19 protein-coding genes and 7 pseudogenes are annotated in these 16,870 nt (G+C 69.9%); 8 read left to right on the top strand and 18 right to left on the bottom strand.

Annotated features, from left to right (window positions below; all coding sequences use genetic code 11):
- Window positions 1-214: 214 nt before the first annotated feature.
- Window positions 215-739 carry a MepB family protein gene (locus ACWCXH_RS36665; protein ID WP_449805837.1) on the bottom strand — a complete coding sequence of 175 codons (525 nt, stop codon included), beginning with the start codon at window positions 737-739 and terminating at the stop codon, window positions 215-217.
- Between the two features lie 117 nt (window positions 740-856).
- Between ACWCXH_RS36665 and ACWCXH_RS36660 the strand changes: the two are divergent.
- A pseudogene (locus ACWCXH_RS36660) lies at window positions 857-1,771 on the top strand (Scr1 family TA system antitoxin-like transcriptional regulator); the annotation flags it as partial.
- Window positions 1,772-1,867: 96 nt separating this feature from the next.
- Here the strand turns inward: ACWCXH_RS36660 and ACWCXH_RS36655 are convergent.
- Complete coding sequence (locus tag ACWCXH_RS36655) at window positions 1,868-2,023, bottom strand: DUF7196 family protein (protein WP_387630498.1); 156 nt, start codon at window positions 2,021-2,023, stop codon at window positions 1,868-1,870.
- Between the two features lie 139 nt (window positions 2,024-2,162).
- On the opposite strand from ACWCXH_RS36655, the pseudogene ACWCXH_RS36650 reads away from it, so the two are divergent.
- A pseudogene (locus tag ACWCXH_RS36650) lies at window positions 2,163-2,582 on the top strand (IS110 family transposase); the annotation flags it as partial.
- Window positions 2,583-2,648: 66 nt separating this feature from the next.
- Here the strand turns inward: ACWCXH_RS36650 and ACWCXH_RS36645 are convergent.
- The 7 genes and pseudogenes from ACWCXH_RS36645 to ACWCXH_RS36615 all read right to left on the bottom strand — a co-directional run bounded on the left by ACWCXH_RS36645 (window position 2,649) and on the right by ACWCXH_RS36615 (window position 8,097).
- The gene (locus ACWCXH_RS36645) at window positions 2,649-2,936 is read right to left on the bottom strand and encodes a hypothetical protein (RefSeq protein WP_449805836.1); all 288 of its coding nucleotides are present in this window, start codon (window positions 2,934-2,936) and stop codon (window positions 2,649-2,651) included.
- A gap of 234 nt (window positions 2,937-3,170) precedes the next feature.
- A complete protein-coding gene (locus ACWCXH_RS36640; protein ID WP_449805835.1) occupies window positions 3,171-4,352 on the bottom strand; it encodes a hypothetical protein in 1,182 nt (393 codons plus the stop codon).
- Between the two features lie 592 nt (window positions 4,353-4,944).
- Window positions 4,945-5,049 (bottom strand): annotated as a pseudogene (locus tag ACWCXH_RS36635) (type I restriction endonuclease subunit M); the annotation flags it as partial.
- Window positions 5,050-5,501: 452 nt separating this feature from the next.
- Entirely contained in the window at window positions 5,502-6,020 is a 519-nt protein-coding gene (locus ACWCXH_RS36630) for an RICIN domain-containing protein (protein ID WP_449805834.1), read from the bottom strand.
- A 289-nt stretch (window positions 6,021-6,309) separates the two neighbouring features.
- Window positions 6,310-6,864: a WD40 repeat domain-containing protein gene (locus tag ACWCXH_RS36625; protein ID WP_449805833.1), complete on the bottom strand. Its 555-nt coding sequence runs from the start codon at window positions 6,862-6,864 to the stop codon at window positions 6,310-6,312.
- Between the two features lie 323 nt (window positions 6,865-7,187).
- Window positions 7,188-7,436 (bottom strand): hypothetical protein, encoded by a 249-nt coding sequence (locus tag ACWCXH_RS36620; protein WP_449805832.1) that lies wholly within the window; start codon window positions 7,434-7,436, stop codon window positions 7,188-7,190.
- Window positions 7,411-8,097 (bottom strand): hypothetical protein, encoded by a 687-nt coding sequence (locus ACWCXH_RS36615; RefSeq protein ID WP_449805831.1) that lies wholly within the window; start codon window positions 8,095-8,097, stop codon window positions 7,411-7,413. Before ACWCXH_RS36615 ends, ACWCXH_RS36620 begins: the two co-directional genes overlap by 26 nt.
- 109 nt (window positions 8,098-8,206) lie before the next feature.
- Between ACWCXH_RS36615 and ACWCXH_RS36610 the strand changes: the two genes are divergently transcribed.
- From ACWCXH_RS36610 to ACWCXH_RS36595, 4 genes and pseudogenes are all read left to right on the top strand, one after another.
- Window positions 8,207-8,641 carry an Hsp20/alpha crystallin family protein gene (locus ACWCXH_RS36610; protein ID WP_449805830.1) on the top strand — a complete coding sequence of 145 codons (435 nt, stop codon included), beginning with the start codon at window positions 8,207-8,209 and terminating at the stop codon, window positions 8,639-8,641.
- Between the two features lie 183 nt (window positions 8,642-8,824).
- Window positions 8,825-9,097 (top strand): annotated as a pseudogene (locus ACWCXH_RS36605) (STAS domain-containing protein); the annotation flags it as partial.
- Window positions 9,094-9,498, top strand: a complete 405-nt coding sequence (locus tag ACWCXH_RS36600) for a DUF2267 domain-containing protein (protein ID WP_449805829.1) — start codon at window positions 9,094-9,096, stop codon at window positions 9,496-9,498. The pseudogene ACWCXH_RS36605 and the gene ACWCXH_RS36600, both read left to right, overlap by 4 nt.
- Before the next feature lie 58 nt (window positions 9,499-9,556).
- Window positions 9,557-9,955 carry a DUF2267 domain-containing protein gene (locus tag ACWCXH_RS36595; RefSeq protein WP_449805828.1) on the top strand — a complete coding sequence of 133 codons (399 nt, stop codon included), beginning with the start codon at window positions 9,557-9,559 and terminating at the stop codon, window positions 9,953-9,955.
- 178 nt (window positions 9,956-10,133) lie between these two features.
- Here ACWCXH_RS36595 and ACWCXH_RS36590 read toward each other — a convergent pair.
- The 4 genes and pseudogenes from ACWCXH_RS36590 to ACWCXH_RS36575 form a co-directional block, all read right to left on the bottom strand.
- Window positions 10,134-10,274 (bottom strand): annotated as a pseudogene (locus tag ACWCXH_RS36590) (IS481 family transposase); the annotation flags it as partial.
- 116 nt (window positions 10,275-10,390) lie between these two features.
- Window positions 10,391-11,629 (bottom strand): hypothetical protein, encoded by a 1,239-nt coding sequence (locus tag ACWCXH_RS36585; protein ID WP_449805827.1) that lies wholly within the window; start codon window positions 11,627-11,629, stop codon window positions 10,391-10,393.
- Window positions 11,630-11,832: 203 nt separating this feature from the next.
- Window positions 11,833-12,003 carry an integrase core domain-containing protein gene (locus tag ACWCXH_RS36580; RefSeq protein WP_449805847.1) on the bottom strand — a complete coding sequence of 57 codons (171 nt, stop codon included), beginning with the start codon at window positions 12,001-12,003 and terminating at the stop codon, window positions 11,833-11,835.
- A complete protein-coding gene (locus ACWCXH_RS36575) occupies window positions 11,924-12,241 on the bottom strand; it encodes a hypothetical protein (protein ID WP_449805826.1) in 318 nt (105 codons plus the stop codon). Before ACWCXH_RS36575 ends, ACWCXH_RS36580 begins: the two co-directional genes overlap by 80 nt.
- 186 nt (window positions 12,242-12,427) lie before the next feature.
- Between ACWCXH_RS36575 and ACWCXH_RS36570 the strand changes: the two genes are divergently transcribed.
- Window positions 12,428-12,883: a hypothetical protein gene (locus tag ACWCXH_RS36570; protein ID WP_449805825.1), complete on the top strand. Its 456-nt coding sequence runs from the start codon at window positions 12,428-12,430 to the stop codon at window positions 12,881-12,883.
- A 32-nt stretch (window positions 12,884-12,915) separates the two neighbouring features.
- Here the strand turns inward: ACWCXH_RS36570 and ACWCXH_RS36565 are convergent, their stop codons facing one another.
- Both ACWCXH_RS36565 and ACWCXH_RS36560 read right to left on the bottom strand, forming a co-directional pair.
- Window positions 12,916-13,110: a hypothetical protein gene (locus ACWCXH_RS36565; RefSeq protein WP_449805824.1), complete on the bottom strand. Its 195-nt coding sequence runs from the start codon at window positions 13,108-13,110 to the stop codon at window positions 12,916-12,918.
- A gap of 131 nt (window positions 13,111-13,241) precedes the next feature.
- Window positions 13,242-14,072 (bottom strand): tetratricopeptide repeat protein, encoded by an 831-nt coding sequence (locus ACWCXH_RS36560; RefSeq protein WP_449805823.1) that lies wholly within the window; start codon window positions 14,070-14,072, stop codon window positions 13,242-13,244.
- Between the two features lie 325 nt (window positions 14,073-14,397).
- On the opposite strand from ACWCXH_RS36560, the pseudogene ACWCXH_RS36555 reads away from it, so the two are divergent.
- Window positions 14,398-14,851, top strand: a pseudogene (locus tag ACWCXH_RS36555) (MerR family transcriptional regulator); the annotation flags it as partial.
- Window positions 14,852-14,855: 4 nt separating this feature from the next.
- Here the strand turns inward: ACWCXH_RS36555 and ACWCXH_RS36550 are convergent.
- The 3 genes and pseudogenes from ACWCXH_RS36550 to ACWCXH_RS36540 form a co-directional block, all read right to left on the bottom strand.
- Window positions 14,856-14,953 (bottom strand): annotated as a pseudogene (locus ACWCXH_RS36550) (transposase); the annotation flags it as partial.
- Window positions 14,954-15,151: 198 nt separating this feature from the next.
- Entirely contained in the window at window positions 15,152-15,763 is a 612-nt protein-coding gene (locus tag ACWCXH_RS36545) for a class I SAM-dependent methyltransferase (RefSeq protein WP_449805822.1), read from the bottom strand.
- Between the two features lie 213 nt (window positions 15,764-15,976).
- On the bottom strand, window positions 15,977-16,471 hold the full coding sequence (locus ACWCXH_RS36540; RefSeq protein WP_449805821.1) for a hypothetical protein: 495 nt from the start codon (window positions 16,469-16,471) through the stop codon (window positions 15,977-15,979).
- Window positions 16,472-16,870 lie beyond the last annotated feature (399 nt).

Raw genomic sequence — 16,870 nt, 5'->3', positions numbered from 1 at the left:
GCCGCCGCGCGCCCAGATGATTGATGCCAAGGGCTCGCTGGCGCGCATGACATGAAGCGAGGGAGTCCAAAGATCGGTTGTGACGCCTGATCTGGACTCCCTCGCCACGGGTGTTGCGGGTTGGTTGAGAGGTTTTGTGTACGGGTGCGGCGGGTCGGGTCGGGTTGTTCGGCGGTGTGAGGTTGCTGCCCGACGTTGGGACTGAAGGGGGCACCTATGGGTGGTAGAGAGCGTGGGCGCGTGTCACGTCGGTAGGCCCGTCCTGGCCGATGTGGAAGAAGTAGTTCATCTGCCATGCCTGCGTGCTGCGGGCTTGCCGGTTGGTCGTGGCCACCCACGGCGGGTAGACGCGGAACCCTCGTTTCCCGCCGGAGCCGTTGCGGGAGACGATGTCGCGCCCGCACAGCACCTCACGCGGAAACACGAACTGCCCGAAGCCGTTCTCGTCGCGGCTGCTGACGACGAAGAGATCCACCCCGTCGGCGGCGTCGAAGGGCCGGATCGGCCCCTCCTCGGACCGCTGCCACACGGTGACGAACTGGCCCACCTTCGCCGGGGTGGTTTTGGCCACGCGGAACCGGACCGAGCGGCCATCGATCGTGAACCCGCAAGCCGCGTACTCGGCACTCTCCGGTTCGACCACTGGCAGTGAACAAGCGAAACCGCTCGGGTCGTACACCAATTCCTTCGCCGCCAGCAGGTCACCGTGAAACCCCGCCCACGGCTGATTCATCACCATCCCGTCATCCTGCCATCGCCACCGCTGGCCAGCTCCAGTGCCTGCCGCGCCCGCAGGCGACGTCGAGCAAGGCGCTGTCCCTCGCCCGGCGCCCGATGCGGCGGTGATGGTACCTGCATGCGCATGGTGCGACTTGACCCGGAGCGGGCTCGGCCGGACCGGTCCCGGCCCCGCCCCGCAGACAGCCGTCCCGGCCGTCGTGCAGCCGGTCGAGCAGACCCCGCCCGGACCGGGTGCCTCGGTCGCTCCGGTCGCTGCGCCCCGCCAGGCCGCCCCCGCGACAGGCCTGGCTGCCGCGCCGAGGGCTTCCTCCACGCTCGTGACGACGCCCCGAGTGAAGCGGTCAGCGGTGTCACCGGCGTCGGCTTCGTGGTCCAGGGCAACGAGGCACGCGCTGGGTTTCCACTGAGCTCCAGGAGCCCGGTCATGGGCTCCGACTGCAGGCCGACACCGTTTTTGGTGGAGTCGGTCGTCATTCGGACCGGTACCAAGACCTCGCGCATCATCTACGCCAAGACGCCGCCGTCCGACGCCGACACCCGCGCCTGGTGCGCGTCGTGCGGCGCTGACGACCAGGCCGCCGACCTCATCGCCCGCAGCCGCCAGGCCGACGCCATGTTCCTGGAGTGGTGCCGCACGGAACGCTCCGGCCTGCGCCAGGCCCAGCAGTCCGTCAGGCCTCTGTACGAGCGCACCAGATCCTTCCGCTCCTACGCCCCGTGGGTGCTGCCCGGCATCCTCCAGACCCGCGCTTACACCACCGCGATCCTCACCGCGATCCGCGACCGCCGCGGCCTGGCCGACGACGTCGAAGCCGCCGTCGACGAACGGATGAAGCGCCAGCACATCCTCCACGAAGGCCGGCACTGCTTCGCCCCGCTCATCGAGGAGAGCGTCCTGCGCAACGGCCTCGGTGGCCGCCCGGTGATGCTGGGGCGGCTGCGCCACCTGCTCACCGTCGGACGGCTGCCCAACGTCAGCATGGGCGTGGTGCCCATGCGGCCGGACCGGGACAACGGCTGGCCGGTGGAGGGGTTCTGGATCCACGACGAGCGGAAAGCGGAAAGGGGAAGGCGGCCGGTCGAAGCGCCGACCGCCCTCGGTGCGCCCCGATGCCGGGCGCCCGTGTCACCGGGTGACGACGGTGATCGTTCCGGCGCCGCCTTCTCGGCGCTGTGCGGCCAGGGCTTCCTGGTAGGTGACGTACTGGCGAACGGTGCCGTCGGGCAGGCTCAGCTGGTAAACGACGGTTTGCGGTGATCCTCCGCCGCAGTTGCAGGCCATGAGTTCAGTGTCCTAATTCGTGAGTAGTGATTCCACTGGGCCCGGTTGGGCCGGTGGGCTTGCTACCGGGTGGGACCGGCTCTCGTCAGGGTTTCCAGGCCTGGGCGAGGGCGGCTGTTCCATCCGGGGTGGGGTTCCGGACGCCGAGATCCTCCTGAGCTTCCCCGGACTCGGGGTCCAGCTCGGTGCCCGGGTACTCGCCGAGATCGGAGACGACCGCACCCGCTTCGCCGACGCCCGCGCGCTGAAGGCCTGCGCCGGCTCCGCACCGGTCACCCGCGCCTCCGGCAAGAAGCGCCACGTCGGACGGCGGTTCATCAAGAACAACCGGCTCATCACGGCGGGGTTCCTCTGGGCCTTCTCCGCGCTCAGGGCCTCGCCCGGCGCCGACGCCCACTACCGGCGAAGGCGTGAGCACGGCGACCGGCACGCCCAGGCCCAGCGGCACCTGCTCAACCGCATGATCGGCCGGCTCTGCCACTGCCTGCAGACCAGGCAGCTCTTCGACGAACATCACGCCTTCACCTCCTCATCAGCTGATCTGGCCGTCGCGGCTTGACTTGTTAGGCACGTGAGATGTCTTTCCGGGTGCTGGGGTTCGGGTCTTCTGGAGAGGGGGAGTTGGTCAGTCCAGCCATCGTGAGGCCACACCCGCCAGGTACGAGACGCTGAGCGCGGTCGCCGGTATCCGGAACCACGGGCTGCCCTCCAGGCACGCGGCACAGCCGACCGCGACGGCGGCCACCCAGACGCTCGAACACCAGCTACAGGTGATCAGATAGGCGGCCTTGGACTCCTCGCCGAAGCGATCGGCGACCCAGATCCTGAGACCGCCCGCGAGGGTGTCCTTGGTCAGGAAACGGGTGACGCGGCAGGTGGCGCCGAGCGCGAGAAGGAACATGGTCAAGCTCATCGGGACAACTCCACTGACCAGGGACGCGGCAGTACGGTTGCGGGCGGCGCGGCGGGTGCGGTGGCTTCGCCGCTACGCCCCCAGCGCGTCCGTCCCCCCGCCGTGCGAGGGCGGGGGGACGGACCTTCGAGGTCGGCCGCTCATCTGCGGGCGATGAGGTCAGGCCTCACCTGGCTCGGCCACCAGTACCGGTCCGCGATCCACGTCCCGGGCCCGACAGGACCGGTCCGGTCACTACTGCGGCCGGCAGGGCAGCAGAGTGGCGGTCGACTGCAGCGTCGTGCTGCCGACGGTGGCGGTCGCGGTGAAGGTGCCGGATTGGACCTGAAGCAGGTTCAGGTCGGTGGTGAGGGTCGCGATCCCGGACGCGTCCGTCATCGCCGAGCCCACCGGCTGTCCGGCGATGAGGAAGGTCACCGTCACGCCGGCGGCCGCGGGAGTGAGCTGGGCCTTCAGTGTGGCGGTGACGGGGTACGGCTGCCCGTGCGAGGGGTTCGCCTGTTCGTGCTCCCAGTGGCCCCACCAGCAGGACGGCAGAGCCTGCAGGCTCGCGGCGGGGCCGCCTACGGTGACGGTGATCGGGACGGGGAGCGAGACGACGTTGGTGCAGGTGCAGGTGGTGCCGGCCGCGGTGACGGTGGCGGTCAGCGACACCGGTCCGGCGGTGGGGAAGGTCATCGACCCGGTGGCGATGCCGAGTGCGTTGGTGGTGGCGGTCACCGGGGTGGCCCCGCCGCCGTTGAAGGTGACCGCCGCACCCGGAACGGGCACGCCGTTGCACAGCACCACCGCGGACACGACGGTGGGCTGGCCGGCGACTATCGGGCCGACCACCGGCTGGATGACGACCACCGAACAGGTCGGCGGCGCCGGCACGGTGACGGTGATCGGCGCGAAGGTGCAGGCCGCACAGGTGCCGGCGGCGGGGGTGAAGCTGACCCCCACCACCTGACCGGCCGTCAGCGAGAGTCCCAGACTGACCGGACCGACCACGCCGTTGACCACCGGGGCGGTGACCGTGCCCCCGCCCGGCAGGGTGTAGGTCAGGGTGCCGTTGACGGAAGTCAGGCCGGCGCTGCAGGTCAGGGTGGTCTGGGCGGTCACGAGGCCGCCGACGGCGATCGACAGCGTCGTGGAGATGGTCCCGGCCGGCGCCGCGTTGACGGTGACCGTGCCGCTGTCGGCCCCGACCACCGTGGCGACGGCATTCAGGTAGGTCACCAGGACCAGCTGTGCGCCGGAGCCGACAGCCGTGAACGTCGCCGGTCCGGCGGCGCCGGCGACCACCGGCAGCGACTGCGGGGCGGCGCCGTCATAGAAGAAGACAGCGGTGACGGCCCCCGCGGGCGCGCCGGTGGCCGTGGCGGTGAAGGCGGAACACGCCGCCACGGGGGTGGGAACGATGGTTACTGCCATGTGAGCAGCCCCTTGAGTGAGTCGGGAGTGGGGCTGTCCGAACACGGCCGCGCCGGATGGTACGGCCGACGAATTCCACCTGTCAGGGTGCCCGTGCATGGGGACGGTGACCCGTCAAGCGATCACCACCCCGACGCCCCGACAGGGGAATGGGCACCCCACAGTCGGTCACTGCCATTACAACTACACCGGCCGGCCAAGGCCATACCCCCCCGATCGAATAACCTGTATGGACCAACGTTCGAAACACCACCACACCCAACAGTCGCTCCAGCCACGGAACTTGTACCGCACGGGGCGCACTGCACGACTCCGCACGCCCCGTTCCCGCCGCACTGACCGCCTGTCCGCGGCCAGCAACAGGTCGAAGGGCGACGAGAGTCACCGACTCCGCCGTGACGCCCAGGAGTTCGGCCACCTCGTTCCGGTCCCGGCCCGCGCGAAGCGCCGCAACCGCCCGCATCCGCAGAGCTTCCTGAGCCTTCGGCGACAGGCGCCGTGCGTCCCCCACCGGATCCGTCACGCCCGGATCAACGAGCGCGGAACCTTACCGTTTCGGGTCAATAGCTCAGAGACTAGATACTCTTTTGAATCGGCGGGCGTCGTATTCGGACAAGCCGTCGAGTTTCCAGAGCAGCGCCTTGCGGTCCCGCCGCAGTCTCCCGTGCAGGTTGTCTTTCGCGAAATCATCGATCATGCGCCATGAGCCTGCCATGGGCTGCTCGTGGTCTCAAGATCCCTACGTGGTCCGCAAGACTGGCGGAGCCGAGGCGTGGCCACGGCCGCCGCCCTGACCTGCTGCAAGAAGCTCGTGAAACTCGCCACGTGAGACAACCTCTCGGCAGCGCTACCCACTCCTTCTATTCTGACCGCCATTGCCTTTTCGCTGCACCCGGCAGTCGTGAATTTAAAGGGGTTCATCTGGCCAGTGGCCTGGGTGAATTTGCCGATAAGAACACTTCCCGGAAATTCCTGGTGAGTGTCCACGGAGGAACCTTCGGTCAAGCGCTGTGATCCGAGGGAGGCGGGGGCGGTCCTCATGGGCATCCAGGCGGGCGACTTTCCGACCATGCCCTGAACCCACACTGCCCTTGGGGCGGCCCCGCGAAGGTCGCGGCGCCGCCCCAAGGTATCTCCCAACCAGGTTTCTCAGCCGACGGGGTTGAGGATGAAGCGCTGGTTCGGGTTGTTGACCGCGTACCACTGGATGATCCGCGTGTTGTCGGTTACGGCCGCGCCCGTGACGTCGAGGAACAGGCCGCTGTTGAAATTGACCACGGCCATGGTGCTGCCGCTGACGTTGACCTTGCCCCAGCGCTGGTTGTCGCCACCGTTGCAGGTCCACTGGTCGATCACCGTCCGCACGGCGGTGCTCCAGCCCGGCACCTCAAGGCACTTGCCGCTGTTCACGTTGACGGCGAAACCGTCGCTGACCTGCCACTGCTGGCTGGCGTCGCCCGTGCAGGTCGTCTGGACGACGGGCGCGCCGTCGTCCGTCCGGCCGTCCACGGGCTGCAGGCACTTGCCGTTGAAGGCGGCCTGGAACTGCACTGCGGTGTCGGCCGACAGCACCGGGAACTTCGTCCCCTCGGCCGAGGCCGGCGCGGCGGCCAGCAGGCCTGCGCCCAGGCCGAGGGCGAGGACGGTGGCTGCGGAGCGGATGTTCATGGTTCCCCCCGGGGGTTCATACGTATCTGGTGTGGAGTGAGCGGCGTTTGGGTCCCCCCTGCCTCTCACTTCCATAGACGTGTGGGCTCCACAGAGGTTGCAGGTCCGTCGAAAAATATTTTCGACCGTCAGCAAACCTTGGTGGCCGTCGTCCTCACCGTTCCGGAGCCCGCCGTCCTCCGGGTCTGGAGGATGAGGGTGGCCGCTGACGGCGACGATCACGGTCGCGGGCTCACCGGCGCCGGTGGCGACGGGCGACAACGGGGTGCCGTTCTGGAGGGGCCGCGCCTCACCTGTCGTTCCAGGGCCCTCGGTCGCGATGTGCACGTGCTGCACCTCGGCTGGGCCGTCGCTCGTCGAGCCGGGGCCACTGCTGCCCTCCCATGGGGGCGGCAGTGAGGCCATCGCCTGTCGTTCCGGCCAGTACGTGAACCGGGTCAGCCAGCGGCAGCGTGCGCTCTGTTCGTGGGGCCGGGTTCCAGATCCGCACTGTTCCATCGGTGCCGCCGGAGGCCAGGTGTGGGCTGCCGTCGGCTGCGGTGAAGGCCGCCATCGCCCGCACTTCGCCGGAGTGGCCGATAAGGGGTCCGCCAACCTGGGCGCCGGTGGCCGGGTTCCAGATCCGCACTGTCCCGACCCGCGCCGGCAGCGTCACCACGGGCGCGTCGGGGCGGTCTGGCTCCGCGACCTGGAGGGTTCCGCCGGACACCGTGAAGGTACCCAGGTCGTGGCGGGTGCGGGCCGGAATCGCGCCGCCCTGGTCGAGCAGGAAGGCCAGTTCGGTGCAGCCCCGGGGGAGGGGGCGGCTCGTGCAGGAGTCGATCGACAGCCCGGCCTCCTTCACCAGCCGATAGAGCTTCTGCTCGAAGTAGGCGGCGCCCCGTTCCGCGTCGTCGCGGATGCCAGCCAGCGCGTGCAGCCGAGGGGCGGCCGACAGCGGTAGGTCGCGCAGGGCGCTGCCGACGGCTCGCTCGTGCTCGACGCTGAAGCGCTGCCGGTTGCAGAGGGCTCCCCGGCGCAGGCGGGGCGCAGGCCGCGACGGACATCGGGGCCACCTGGAGCCGGTACGCCGCCGGAGACCACCAGCGCTGACCGGCCCTGGGCGTGCCGGTGGGACACGGGCGCCGGGCCTGACGGCCCGGGTGGTTGCGGTGGCTCCCGGCCCTGTCAGGTAGGCCGGTTGTTCGCCGGTGTGGTCTGGGGGCTGCCCGGATCGGGGGCGGACAGTGGCCAGTTGGGGTGGGCGAGGTGGTGGCGCAGGGCGTCGAGCCGGGCGAGGTGGTGGTCGAGGGCGGTGGCGACGGTGCTCGTGGTGGCGGCTACTCGTGCTTCGAGGCCGTGGATCCGGTCCAGGAGGTCCTGCCAGCGCCTTTCGGCGGCGGCGACAGGGTCAGGCGCGGCGTCGGTCGCTGTCATCGCGGAGCTGGGTGGTGTGGTGGGTGAGGGCGTCGAGGCGGGTGGCGAGGTCGCCCTGGCCGGTGCCGAGGTGGGGGCGGATGGCGGCGAGGGGCTCTATGAGGTCGGCGGGGTCGGTGGCGCCGAGGGCGGCGGTCAGGGCGGCCTGGGCGGGGCGGGCTCCGGGCGTGAGTGCGGTCGTGGTGATCTGGGCGGCGAGGACCCGCAGCTCGGCGGCGTTGTCGCGGGCCCAGGCGGTGACCGTTCGGTCGGCGGCCCGGCGGTCGCGGACGGCCTTGACGCGTTCGGCGCCGGTACCGGCCTGTGGCTTGCCGCCGGCGGGCTTGAGGCGCAGGTAGCGGTTCTCGGCGGCCTGGCGGCTGGCGACGCCCATGGGGCGGGCGAGGTCGGCCCAGGTGGCGCCGGCCTCCCGGGCGCTCTCCACCAGGCCGGCTTCCCAGCCGGCGAGCTCGCTGCGCAGCTCGCGCAGCAGCACCAGGGCGGCCAGGGCCTGCTCGGGGCCTTCCTGCGCATCAGGGGCGATCGGGGGCTGGGACGCGGGGTTCTGGGCGGTGCGGACGGCGTCGTCGATGGCGGCCAGCGCCGCCGCGGCCGCCAGGAACGAGGCGGGCTCGACCGGCCGGGGAGGGCCAGCGGTGGGTCTGCGGGGCTTCTCACTCATACAGTCACTCTATAGGCGACACCACGACTTGTCATCGGATGGATGACGCGCTAGAAAGGAGTCAGGTGAAGCGCACTGGCACCCATTCGATCAGTGGAGGTGTTTCGCGATGCTGCTGCGCACTGACCCGTTCCGCGAGCTGGACCGTCTGACCCAGCAGTTCCTGGGCAACACGGGGACCTGGTCGCGTCCGGCCCCGATGCCGCTGGACGCCTACCGGGCCGGCGACGAGTACGTGATCTGCTTCGACCTGCCCGGGGTGGACCCGGAGGCGATCGACATCGACGTCGAGCGGAACATGGTGACCGTCAAGGCCGAGCGCCGCCCGCGCCAGGAAGGCGAGGGCGTGAAGTGGGAGCTGTCCGAGCGCCCGCTCGGAGTGTTCTCCCGCCAGGTCATGCTCTCCGACACCCTCGACCCCGCCGGGATCACCGCCGACTACGACGCCGGCGTGCTGACCCTGAAGATCCCGGTCGCCGAGAAGGCCAAACCCCGCAAGGTCGCGATCAGCCACAGCGGCGACCGCAGGCAGATCCAGGCCTGACCCGTTCCCCGATGCCGTTCCGGCCGCCCCTGATCTCTCCCCCCTCGATCGAAGGGGCGGCCGGAACACCCCCGACCGCCGGCCGCCCTCGCCCAGACCGGCCCACCCGCAGCGACGCGCAAACGCCATGAACGGCCAGAGCAACCAGCCCTTCATTGTGCGGGCGAACGGCGAGATCGACCTCGACACCGCCCCCGCGCTGCGCCCGCGCTCGAGTCGCACCGGGAGGTGGCGCTCGATCTGTCGGAGGTGACGTTCATGGACTGCGCGAGCCTGGGCGCCCTCGTCCGGGCCCGCAACCAGGCCGACCGCAGCGGTAGGCGCCTGATCCTGCGCGGGCCAGCCGCTGCGTCGTCCGGCTGCTTAAGCTCACCGGTCTGCACCGGCGCCTGGCCGTCGAGCCCTGACCGGGCACCAGTCGCGCCGGCCCTTGGGACGGAGGGAGAAATACGGTGACTCTTCGATGGGAGGCGTTCCTGGAAGAGGTCCGGGAGCGCGGTGAGTACGACACCCCGCAGCAGGCCGAGCGGGCCGCCCGAGTCGTCCTGGCCCTGCTCGGCGCCCACCTGGTCGGCGACGAGCGCGCGGAACTGGCCGCCCGCCTGCCGGAGACCATGGCCCTGATCCTGCTCAACCCCTTGCAGGCTGCCGAGCCGCTCAGCCCGGAACGCTTCGTGCGCGCCACCGCGGCCTGGATCGAGGGCGCCACCGAAGCAACCGCCCTGTGGGACATCGGCGCCGTCCTGTCCACGGTGGCCGACGCCGCCGGCGACGACCTCACCGGGCGCGTCCTGCTCCAGCTGCCGCCCGGCTACGACCTGCTGTTCGGCCGCCCGACCGCAGGCGAACGACCCTGACCACCCCTCACGCCGCCGCGGGCCCGCCGGCGGCCAGCCCCTGGAAGGCCCCACGGTCATGACCCGCTACCGCCACCTCCTCCAGCAGGTCCGCAACCTCGGCCGCTACACCACCAACGAGGAAGCCGAACGCGTCCTCACCGCCGTCCTGGCCGTCCTCGGCTCCCAGCTCACCGGCGACGAACGCTGCGACCTCGCCGCAGCCCTGCCCGAACGCGCCCGCGCCGTCTTCACCAACCAGACCCCCCTCCCGGCACCGGTCACCGCCCCCGCTTTCGTCGAAACCCTCGCCCACACCCTGGGCACCAGTCTCACCGCCGCCCGCTGGGACGCTTCCTCCGTCCTGGCCGCCCTCACCCCCCTCACCGACGACCACCTCACCGACCGCCTCCTCGCCCACCTGCCCCGCGGCTACGCTCTGCTGTTCGGCCGCGCGGACCTGGCCGCCGTCGCCTGAAGCGGCGGGCCCCGGCCCGCGAGCGCGTGAGCTGCCGGGCCGGGCCTTCTTTCGGTGACGGAGCCCGTTGGACGAGGCCACCGGCCCGGGGCAGGCTCCCTACGTACGCGGCTCCCCGGCCGGAAGGGAGCTCTCATGTCCTCCCGGAACGGCACACGCTCCGAAAACACGGGTGTCTCCGCGCCGCTGCTGCGGATCCCGTGGTCGGTGAGACCTGGAAACGCTCGGCGGCCCGTCGAAGCGGCCAGCCGTCCTCGACCACGCAGCGGGCCAGGCGCAGGCGTCCGGTCTCGGTCAGCGGTGCGTTACGGTGTGGCATGAGGGCCTTTCTGGTCGCCGGGTGGATGTCGCAATCCACACCGAGCCAGAAGGCCCTCACTCATTTCAAGATCACCACGCTGTGAACCCCGTCACCAACCTCCGTGGTCAGAACACCTAGGAGCAGCCGGGTACGGTGCTGGGGCTACCGCAGTTGTTGGGCTGGTTGAGGACGACGGGACTGACGTTCAGTGTCACCGTGCCGCTGGCCCTGAAGATGCCGCCACCGTCTGCACCCGTTCCCAGCGCCTGGTTCTTGGTCACCGGGCTACGCGTGAGAGTCGCGTTGCCGGAGGCCGTGTTGATGATGCCGCCACCGCGGGAGTTCGTACCATTGGTGGTGTTGCCGAGGACCGGGCTGTCGGTGAGCCGCACCGTGCCGGTCAAGTTGTAGATGCCGCCGCCCTGCGCATTGCTACCAGTGGCGGTGTTGCCGGTGACCGTGCTTGTCTGCAGCGTGATGGTGCCGGCTTGCGCGATGCCGCCGCCCAGCGGATTGCTACCGGTGACGTCGTTGCCGGAGACTACGCTGCTGGATAGCGTCACCATCGTGCCGACCGCGGCGGCGATCCCGCCGGCCAGGGTTCTTGCGTGGTTGCCGACGATCGTGCTACTGCTGACGGCCGTCGTGCCGGAACCTCCGAACGGGCTGACGAACAGGGCCCCGCCGGCCGCCGCGGTGTTGTTGCGGAGCGTGCTCCCGTTGACGGTCAACGCGCCATTGTCGTTGTCGACGGCCCCACCAAAGGTGTCGGCGGTATTGGCGGTGAGGATGGTGTTGTTCAGCATCAGTTCGGGCCCGCCGCCGCTGAGCCAGATGGCACCGCCCCGGCCGTTGCCGAGGCTACTGGACGCGTGACCGTTGCTGAGGATCAAGTTGTTGAGAGTGAGGTTCCCATTGGAGCCGTTGACTTGGAAGAAGCGGAAATTGGCCGCGCTTGCCGCTCGGGTGATGGTGTCGCCGCTTCCGTTGATCGTAACGGTGCTCGTGATGACCGGCAGTCCGTTGTCGTCGTTCGGCGGTGCGGCGTCAGTGAGGGTGTAGGTGCAACCCGGTCTAAGGTTGACCGTGCCGCCCACCGTGGCGACAGCGCCGATCGCGGCCTGCAGGTCGCTCTCGCTGCAGCTGGCCACGTTCACGATCGGCCCCTGGGTGGTGGCACGATCGGTTCTTCTTGCCTCGGCGGAGGGAATGCCGACCACCGGGTTGATGGGCCCCGTAGCCGACTGCGACACGCCGAGTACGTCCGTGTCCGAGGCGGCCGCTTGTGCGGTAGCGGGTGGCGTAATGACGCCAAAAGCGACGAGGGTGAGTCCCATGTGAATGGGGGCTAAGCGAGAGATGCTCAGTCGCATCGGGGCTCCTTCGGGTGGATCGCGAGTGTCGTTCCAGTGAGTGACACCGGAACACAGAAATGATCTATGTCGTATCAGCCGATGAAATGAACCGGGACGCTCCGATATCACCCGGATGGGGTGTTCTGTGAGGTGTGCGCAGGGCTGCGGTTTGACCGACGCGGTGAGCTGCCCCGAGTTTTGTGGAGTCCGCGATCGTGTGATCAAGCGGTCTGCGGGGCTGGTTCCAGTTGCGCCCGGTAGGCCTGCTCGTATTCGTCGGGTGGCAGGTAGCCGAGGGCGGAGTGGAGTCGTTCACCGTTGTACCGCGCGACCCACTGGAAGACGGCCCGCTCGACCTCGTCGAAGTCCCGCCACGGCCCCTGATGCTCGATCAGTTCGGCGGGCGGTCGCCGCCGGCGGGACGGTGATGTAGAGGACCGGGATCCGGCCGTGGGCGTCCGGGTGGATGCTGCGGTCGTGGAGTTCGTGCGCCAGGCCGGGCTGGGTGACGGCGAGGGTCTTGCCGGTACCGGCTGGGCCGGTGACGATCAGACTGCGGCGTGCGCTGATCGCGTGCCGGTTGAGCACGACCAGGCGGCGACCGGAGTCGTCGGTGTCCGGCAGCGTCATCGTCGTTCGGCGGTGGGGCCACAGTTTTCTCGAAGGACCGAACCTTGTCCTCCGCGGCACCCCGGTCACCTTCTGGCGGTGTGCACGTCCGGCCAACCGTCGGGACGTGCCCCGCCGCCCGCTCCGCTCGTTGATCGCCGAGCGCCCTACCAGGGCGGCGGCGGAGACGGGAAGGAACTCCACGACATGGCGGACCAGCAGCAGGCGGACCCCCAGCGCGGCCTCGGCCCCCGGGCCAGGGTCTACCGCACACCCGAGGACGGCAAGCGGGTCTGCGTCCAGCTGTGCATCCCCGCCTGGGGCGCCCTCGCCTCCGGCGGCTGGCAGATCCCCGACGGCCTCGCCGCCCCGGACCTGGCCTCGCTGCTCGGCACCTACGCCAAGCGCGTGCTGACCCCCCCGCAGCTCCACCGCCGTATCCGGACTGGAGCTGGTCACCGCGCTGCGCCCGCCCACGAAAGCGGTGCGCACCGAGGCCGGCTGGGCGTCAGCATCCTGCTACTTCCCCCCTTGCTTTGTTTGGTACGTCATCAGGCAGCTTCCGCGCGGGCCTTGGGCTTGAAGGGGCTTCTCGGTGCCGACGCCCCCGAGGACGTCCTCGACTGCGCCTGCCACCTCGACCTCACCGCCCCCGCCCTTTGACCGACGGAGATACGAGAGGCTCTTGCCGCCCACTACTCGCCGAACTCGGCGATTTCCGGGCCACCGTGCCGGGCCAGGACGGCCTTCACCTCGTTGATGGTCCGCGCGTCACCCATCACAGCGCCACCGCGCGTGACGCGTATCAGGGACGCTCCCGGGCCGGGTTCTTCCGACGCATGGTTCGCCAACGGACAAAGCGGCGGCGCCCCCAAGAAGAAGGTCACCATCCAGGACGTGACGATCGCGGAGAAGCAGCCGACGAGACTCCGCAGGCTCAGCCGTGCCAGGTGAGCTTGACCGCGGAAACGAGCAGGACCACGGCCGGCACGGGGATGAGCCGCCGGCGCGGCGTGCCTGGTCAAGCGCCGTCGATGCGGTCGAGCAACGCCTGGGCCTGGTTGGTGCGGATGTTGTCCGGGCCGAAGAGGGCCAGGCAGTCGTCGTGGGCGGCTGCAGCCAGCGAGCGGGCCTCGGCGCCACGGCCCAGCCCGAGGAGGGCGGTGGCCGTGGCCAGCTCGACCGCCCCGGTTTCCGGGCCGCGGTGCTCCGGGGGCAGGCTGCGGTGCACCTCGTCGGCGCGCTCCGCCTCGGCAAGGGCCTCCTCATGGCGGCCCTGGGTATTGAGGCTGAGGGCCAGAGCGAGCCGCAGGAGCAGGGTGAACTGGTCCAGTTCGCAATGGGTGGCGAGGGTCCGGCACGCCAGCGCCTCGGCCGCCGGGTAGTTGCCCAGCGCGTTGAGGGCCTGAATCTGCCCGTTGAGGGCGCCCATCACTATGGCCTGCATTTCCGGCCCTTCGCTGAGGGCTGCGGTCCGGGCGATGGCTGCGCACTCTGCCTCGCATTCGGCGTGCTGGCCGAGCATCATCAACGCCTGGGCGCGGTCCGCGCGCAGTTTCAGGGTCATCCAGTGTTCGGCGCCGAAGAGCGTGCCGAAGACCGGCAACTGCGCGTCGAATGTGGCGACCGCTTCGGCGTGGCGGCCCTGAGCGCTTGCCGCGAGCCCGGCGATGCCCAGCGCCATCGGCGCGACCAGGTCGTGCAGTGGCTGCTTCCGGGCCGCAGCCACGGAGCGAGCCTCGGCCTCGGCCTCGGCATAGCGCCCAGCACGGTACAGGGCCCTGGCGTGGGCCAGTGGGTCTGTCGTCATCTGACTGGCTTCGCGTCGGCCACGCGACCGAAAGAATGTCATGCTTAGAGCATACGAATGCTACGCACGCCCGTTCGGAGAACGCAGACAAGAGTCGAGCTGCGTCTCGGGCGCACGGGGGCGAGTAGATCGTTCGTCAGACGCCGTGCGAGAACCTGTGATTCGTAGCCAGCTGGGCCTGCCGCCGGAGCACAGCACTGGGCGTTCCCAGCGCGGCCGATCGGGCCGGCGTCGGTACGGCCGCGGCGACGGCGATGCGCTGGGGTCCTGGGTGCGGGGGCTCGAAGGCGCCGCCGCGGAAGCTCCTACTGTCCTGACCAGGGCCGGAAAGACCGGCCCGGTGAAGCACTCGTGAGGGGAGGCGGCGATGGCCTGGCCGACTGCGGAGGTCGCCCGGATGTCGGGCGGCTCGGAAACTGCGGCACTACGACGAGATCGGTCTGCTGCCGCCCGCCTGGATCGGTACCAACGGCCACCGCTACTACGAGGAAGGCGAGCTGCTGCGACTGCAGCAGATCCTCGTATTGCGGGCGCTGGGCCTGGGGCTGCCCGAGATCGGCAGGGTCCTGGCCTCGCAGGTCGACGAGGTTGAGGCCCTGCGGGGCCACCATCGTCGCCTGCTCGCCGAGCGCGACCAGCTCGACGCCCTGGCCGGCACCGTCGCCCGCACGATCACCGAACTGGAGCATTCCAGGAGGGACGGCAGACCCATGACCATCAACCGGCCGGAGAACCTCTTCGAGGGGATCCAGCCCGCCCAGTACCGGGAGAGCCTGCAAGACTTCCCGGAGCTGGCCGGGGCGATTGACCGGCACACCGCGACGAGCAGGATCCGGCGGTGGGGCGGATGCCGAGGGGCCGAACTCGTCGAAAGCGAACGTGCGGTCCGGACGCTCGTTGACCGCGTACTCGATCCGGGCCAGCGCTCGACGATGCCGGCGAAGGGAACCCCGCGCCGCACGACATAGTCCCGGCGGATGACTCCGGCGTCGTCTCCTACCAAGCCGCAGCCACCCTCGCCTCATTCCTCATGTGAGCCTGACCCTTTGACGACATGCCTACGGCTACGGCTACGGCCGTCCAGTCGACGGTTCGGCCGGGCGGGAACCGCCCGAGCGGCTTCAGGCGTCGATCGGACGCAACACCGCGTAGTACGCGAACGGCGGACCGTACAGCCGGGCGACCCGCAGCCCGGCTCCCTCCGCCAGACTGATCAGCGAGGACGGCCGGATCTGATGCCGGTCGAAGAACTCGCCGACCACCAGCCGCCCGAACGGCTTCAGCGTCCGGCGCAGCTCGGCCAGCGTGCGCGCCGGATCCGGGATCTCGCCCAGCGCCGTCACCACGTAAGCCGCATCGAACGAGCCATCCGCAAAAGGAAGTTCATGTGCGTCGGCGCAGTTCGGCACGATGTTGTCGACGCCCTGCTCCTTGGCCCGGCGGCCCACGTGGTCGAGCATCTCCTGCTGGATGTCCACGATGTCCAGCTGACCGTTCGGGCCCAGCTGCGGTGCGACGTGCAACGACTGCAGGCCGGTTCCGGGGCCTATCTCCAGGATCCTCTCGCCCTCCCGGGCCTGCAGCACGTGGTCCAGACGCTTCAGAGTCAGGAACGGCAGCGGCAGGTCGAGCAGCCAGCGCTGAGAGTACGGGTACGGCGCGGAGTCGGTGAACCACCAGGTGGCGACGGCGGCGGCAGCGCCCGCGCCGATCAATGCCCGCGAATGCCTCATAATTCCTCCCTAAATGTCCGATTGGGCCATCGAAGCATCTTCGATGGTCAATCAGTTGTGTTTGTGTGCAATCTGCTTGCGCCAGCGCCGATTTTGTCGGCACTCGACCCGAGCGGGCCGAACGAACCGCCCGTGGACCGCCGTTGCGGCAGGCCGGGGACTTCCCGAAACGGACCGGACCGCAAGCGCCGATCACGTCACGAGCTCTTCCGCTCAGCGGCCCGGCCGAGGGAAGGTCCGGGTCGCGAGAACCGCGCAGGCCACCGCCAGCGGCAACTCGGCGAAGACCGCCATCAGCACCGCCAGCTTGAAGTCCGAACCCGGGGCAGCCGCCATGGTGTCGAACCAGGCGTCGACCAGCAGCAGGGCCGAGGTCGCGGCGGAGGTCAGGCAGGCCCGGCAGTCGCCGCGCCTGAGGAGCAGTCCGGTGGAGAGCAGGCCGAGCGCCTCACAGCTGTCCAGACCCGTCCACGTCCAGGCCCAGTGCGAGGCCTGAGCGGTGGCCGGCAGCCCGGTGTGCAGGAAGACCAGCCAGGGAATCATCGCCAGCCCGAGCACGGTGAGGACCGTGGCCGCCCGGCGAAGCAGCAGGGGGAACGTCGAAGCGGCCGCGGCCTTCGGAAGGATCCGCGGGACACCGGAGCCCGAACCGGCGTCCACGCGGACCGGACGGAGCGAATGAACGCCGGTCAGCTGAGCGCTCGCCATGACACCTGACTCCCTTCCGTGCCCGCCCCTCGGGCACAACATCAGCATGTCGTTCGCGCGCGCCCGAGGCAGTAGCACTCCTATCCGACTTGATGGTGGTGCTGGGTACACCTTCCGCATCCGGCGACACTGCGAGGAGACCCGGCCTGCCGGCAGGCCGGACTGGAGACACGGAGCAGGTGGAGGCGAGCGGCGCCGATCGCCCGTGCCCAGCGCAACTTGGGCCGTTGAACGCTTCGCAGCGCCCAGGAGCCGCCGATGCGATGGTTCCGGCCTCACCGGACTCGGCCTGGGTCTGCCTCTACTAGGACGCGTATTCGGTCGTGATCAATGGGTTCGGGTGAGGTCCTTGATCCAGATCATTGCGCCGCGAAGGTGAAGGCCGGCGAGGTAGCTTTC

It is taken from the genome of Kitasatospora sp. NPDC001660, assembly GCF_053596725.1.
This window is presented reverse-complemented; position numbering and strand designations above follow the sequence as displayed.

Bases quoted from the DNA above. Each gene is read 5' to 3' on its own strand.
- ACWCXH_RS36620 (WP_449805832.1), bottom strand. From the start codon at position 7,436: ATGACAGCGACCGACGCCGCGCCTGACCCTGTCGCCGCCGCCGAAAGG.
- ACWCXH_RS36565 (WP_449805824.1), bottom strand. From the start codon at position 13,110: ATGGTGACCTTCTTCTTGGGGGCGCCGCCGCTTTGTCCGTTGGCGAAC.
- ACWCXH_RS36655 (WP_387630498.1), bottom strand. From the start codon at position 2,023: ATGGCCTGCAACTGCGGCGGAGGATCACCGCAAACCGTCGTTTACCAG.
- ACWCXH_RS36665 (WP_449805837.1), bottom strand. From the start codon at position 739: ATGGTGATGAATCAGCCGTGGGCGGGGTTTCACGGTGACCTGCTGGCG.
- ACWCXH_RS36645 (WP_449805836.1), bottom strand. From the start codon at position 2,936: ATGAGCTTGACCATGTTCCTTCTCGCGCTCGGCGCCACCTGCCGCGTC.
- ACWCXH_RS36640 (WP_449805835.1), bottom strand. From the start codon at position 4,352: ATGGCAGTAACCATCGTTCCCACCCCCGTGGCGGCGTGTTCCGCCTTC.
- ACWCXH_RS36560 (WP_449805823.1), bottom strand. From the start codon at position 14,072: ATGACATTCTTTCGGTCGCGTGGCCGACGCGAAGCCAGTCAGATGACG.
- ACWCXH_RS36545 (WP_449805822.1), bottom strand. From the start codon at position 15,763: ATGAGGCATTCGCGGGCATTGATCGGCGCGGGCGCTGCCGCCGCCGTC.
- ACWCXH_RS36630 (WP_449805834.1), bottom strand. From the start codon at position 6,020: ATGAACATCCGCTCCGCAGCCACCGTCCTCGCCCTCGGCCTGGGCGCA.
- ACWCXH_RS36610 (WP_449805830.1), top strand. From the start codon at position 8,207: ATGCTGCTGCGCACTGACCCGTTCCGCGAGCTGGACCGTCTGACCCAG.
- ACWCXH_RS36540 (WP_449805821.1), bottom strand. From the start codon at position 16,471: ATGGCGAGCGCTCAGCTGACCGGCGTTCATTCGCTCCGTCCGGTCCGC.
- ACWCXH_RS36585 (WP_449805827.1), bottom strand. From the start codon at position 11,629: ATGCGACTGAGCATCTCTCGCTTAGCCCCCATTCACATGGGACTCACC.
- ACWCXH_RS36615 (WP_449805831.1), bottom strand. From the start codon at position 8,097: ATGAGTGAGAAGCCCCGCAGACCCACCGCTGGCCCTCCCCGGCCGGTC.
- ACWCXH_RS36570 (WP_449805825.1), top strand. From the start codon at position 12,428: ATGGCGGACCAGCAGCAGGCGGACCCCCAGCGCGGCCTCGGCCCCCGG.
- ACWCXH_RS36595 (WP_449805828.1), top strand. From the start codon at position 9,557: ATGACCCGCTACCGCCACCTCCTCCAGCAGGTCCGCAACCTCGGCCGC.
- ACWCXH_RS36575 (WP_449805826.1), bottom strand. From the start codon at position 12,241: ATGACGCTGCCGGACACCGACGACTCCGGTCGCCGCCTGGTCGTGCTC.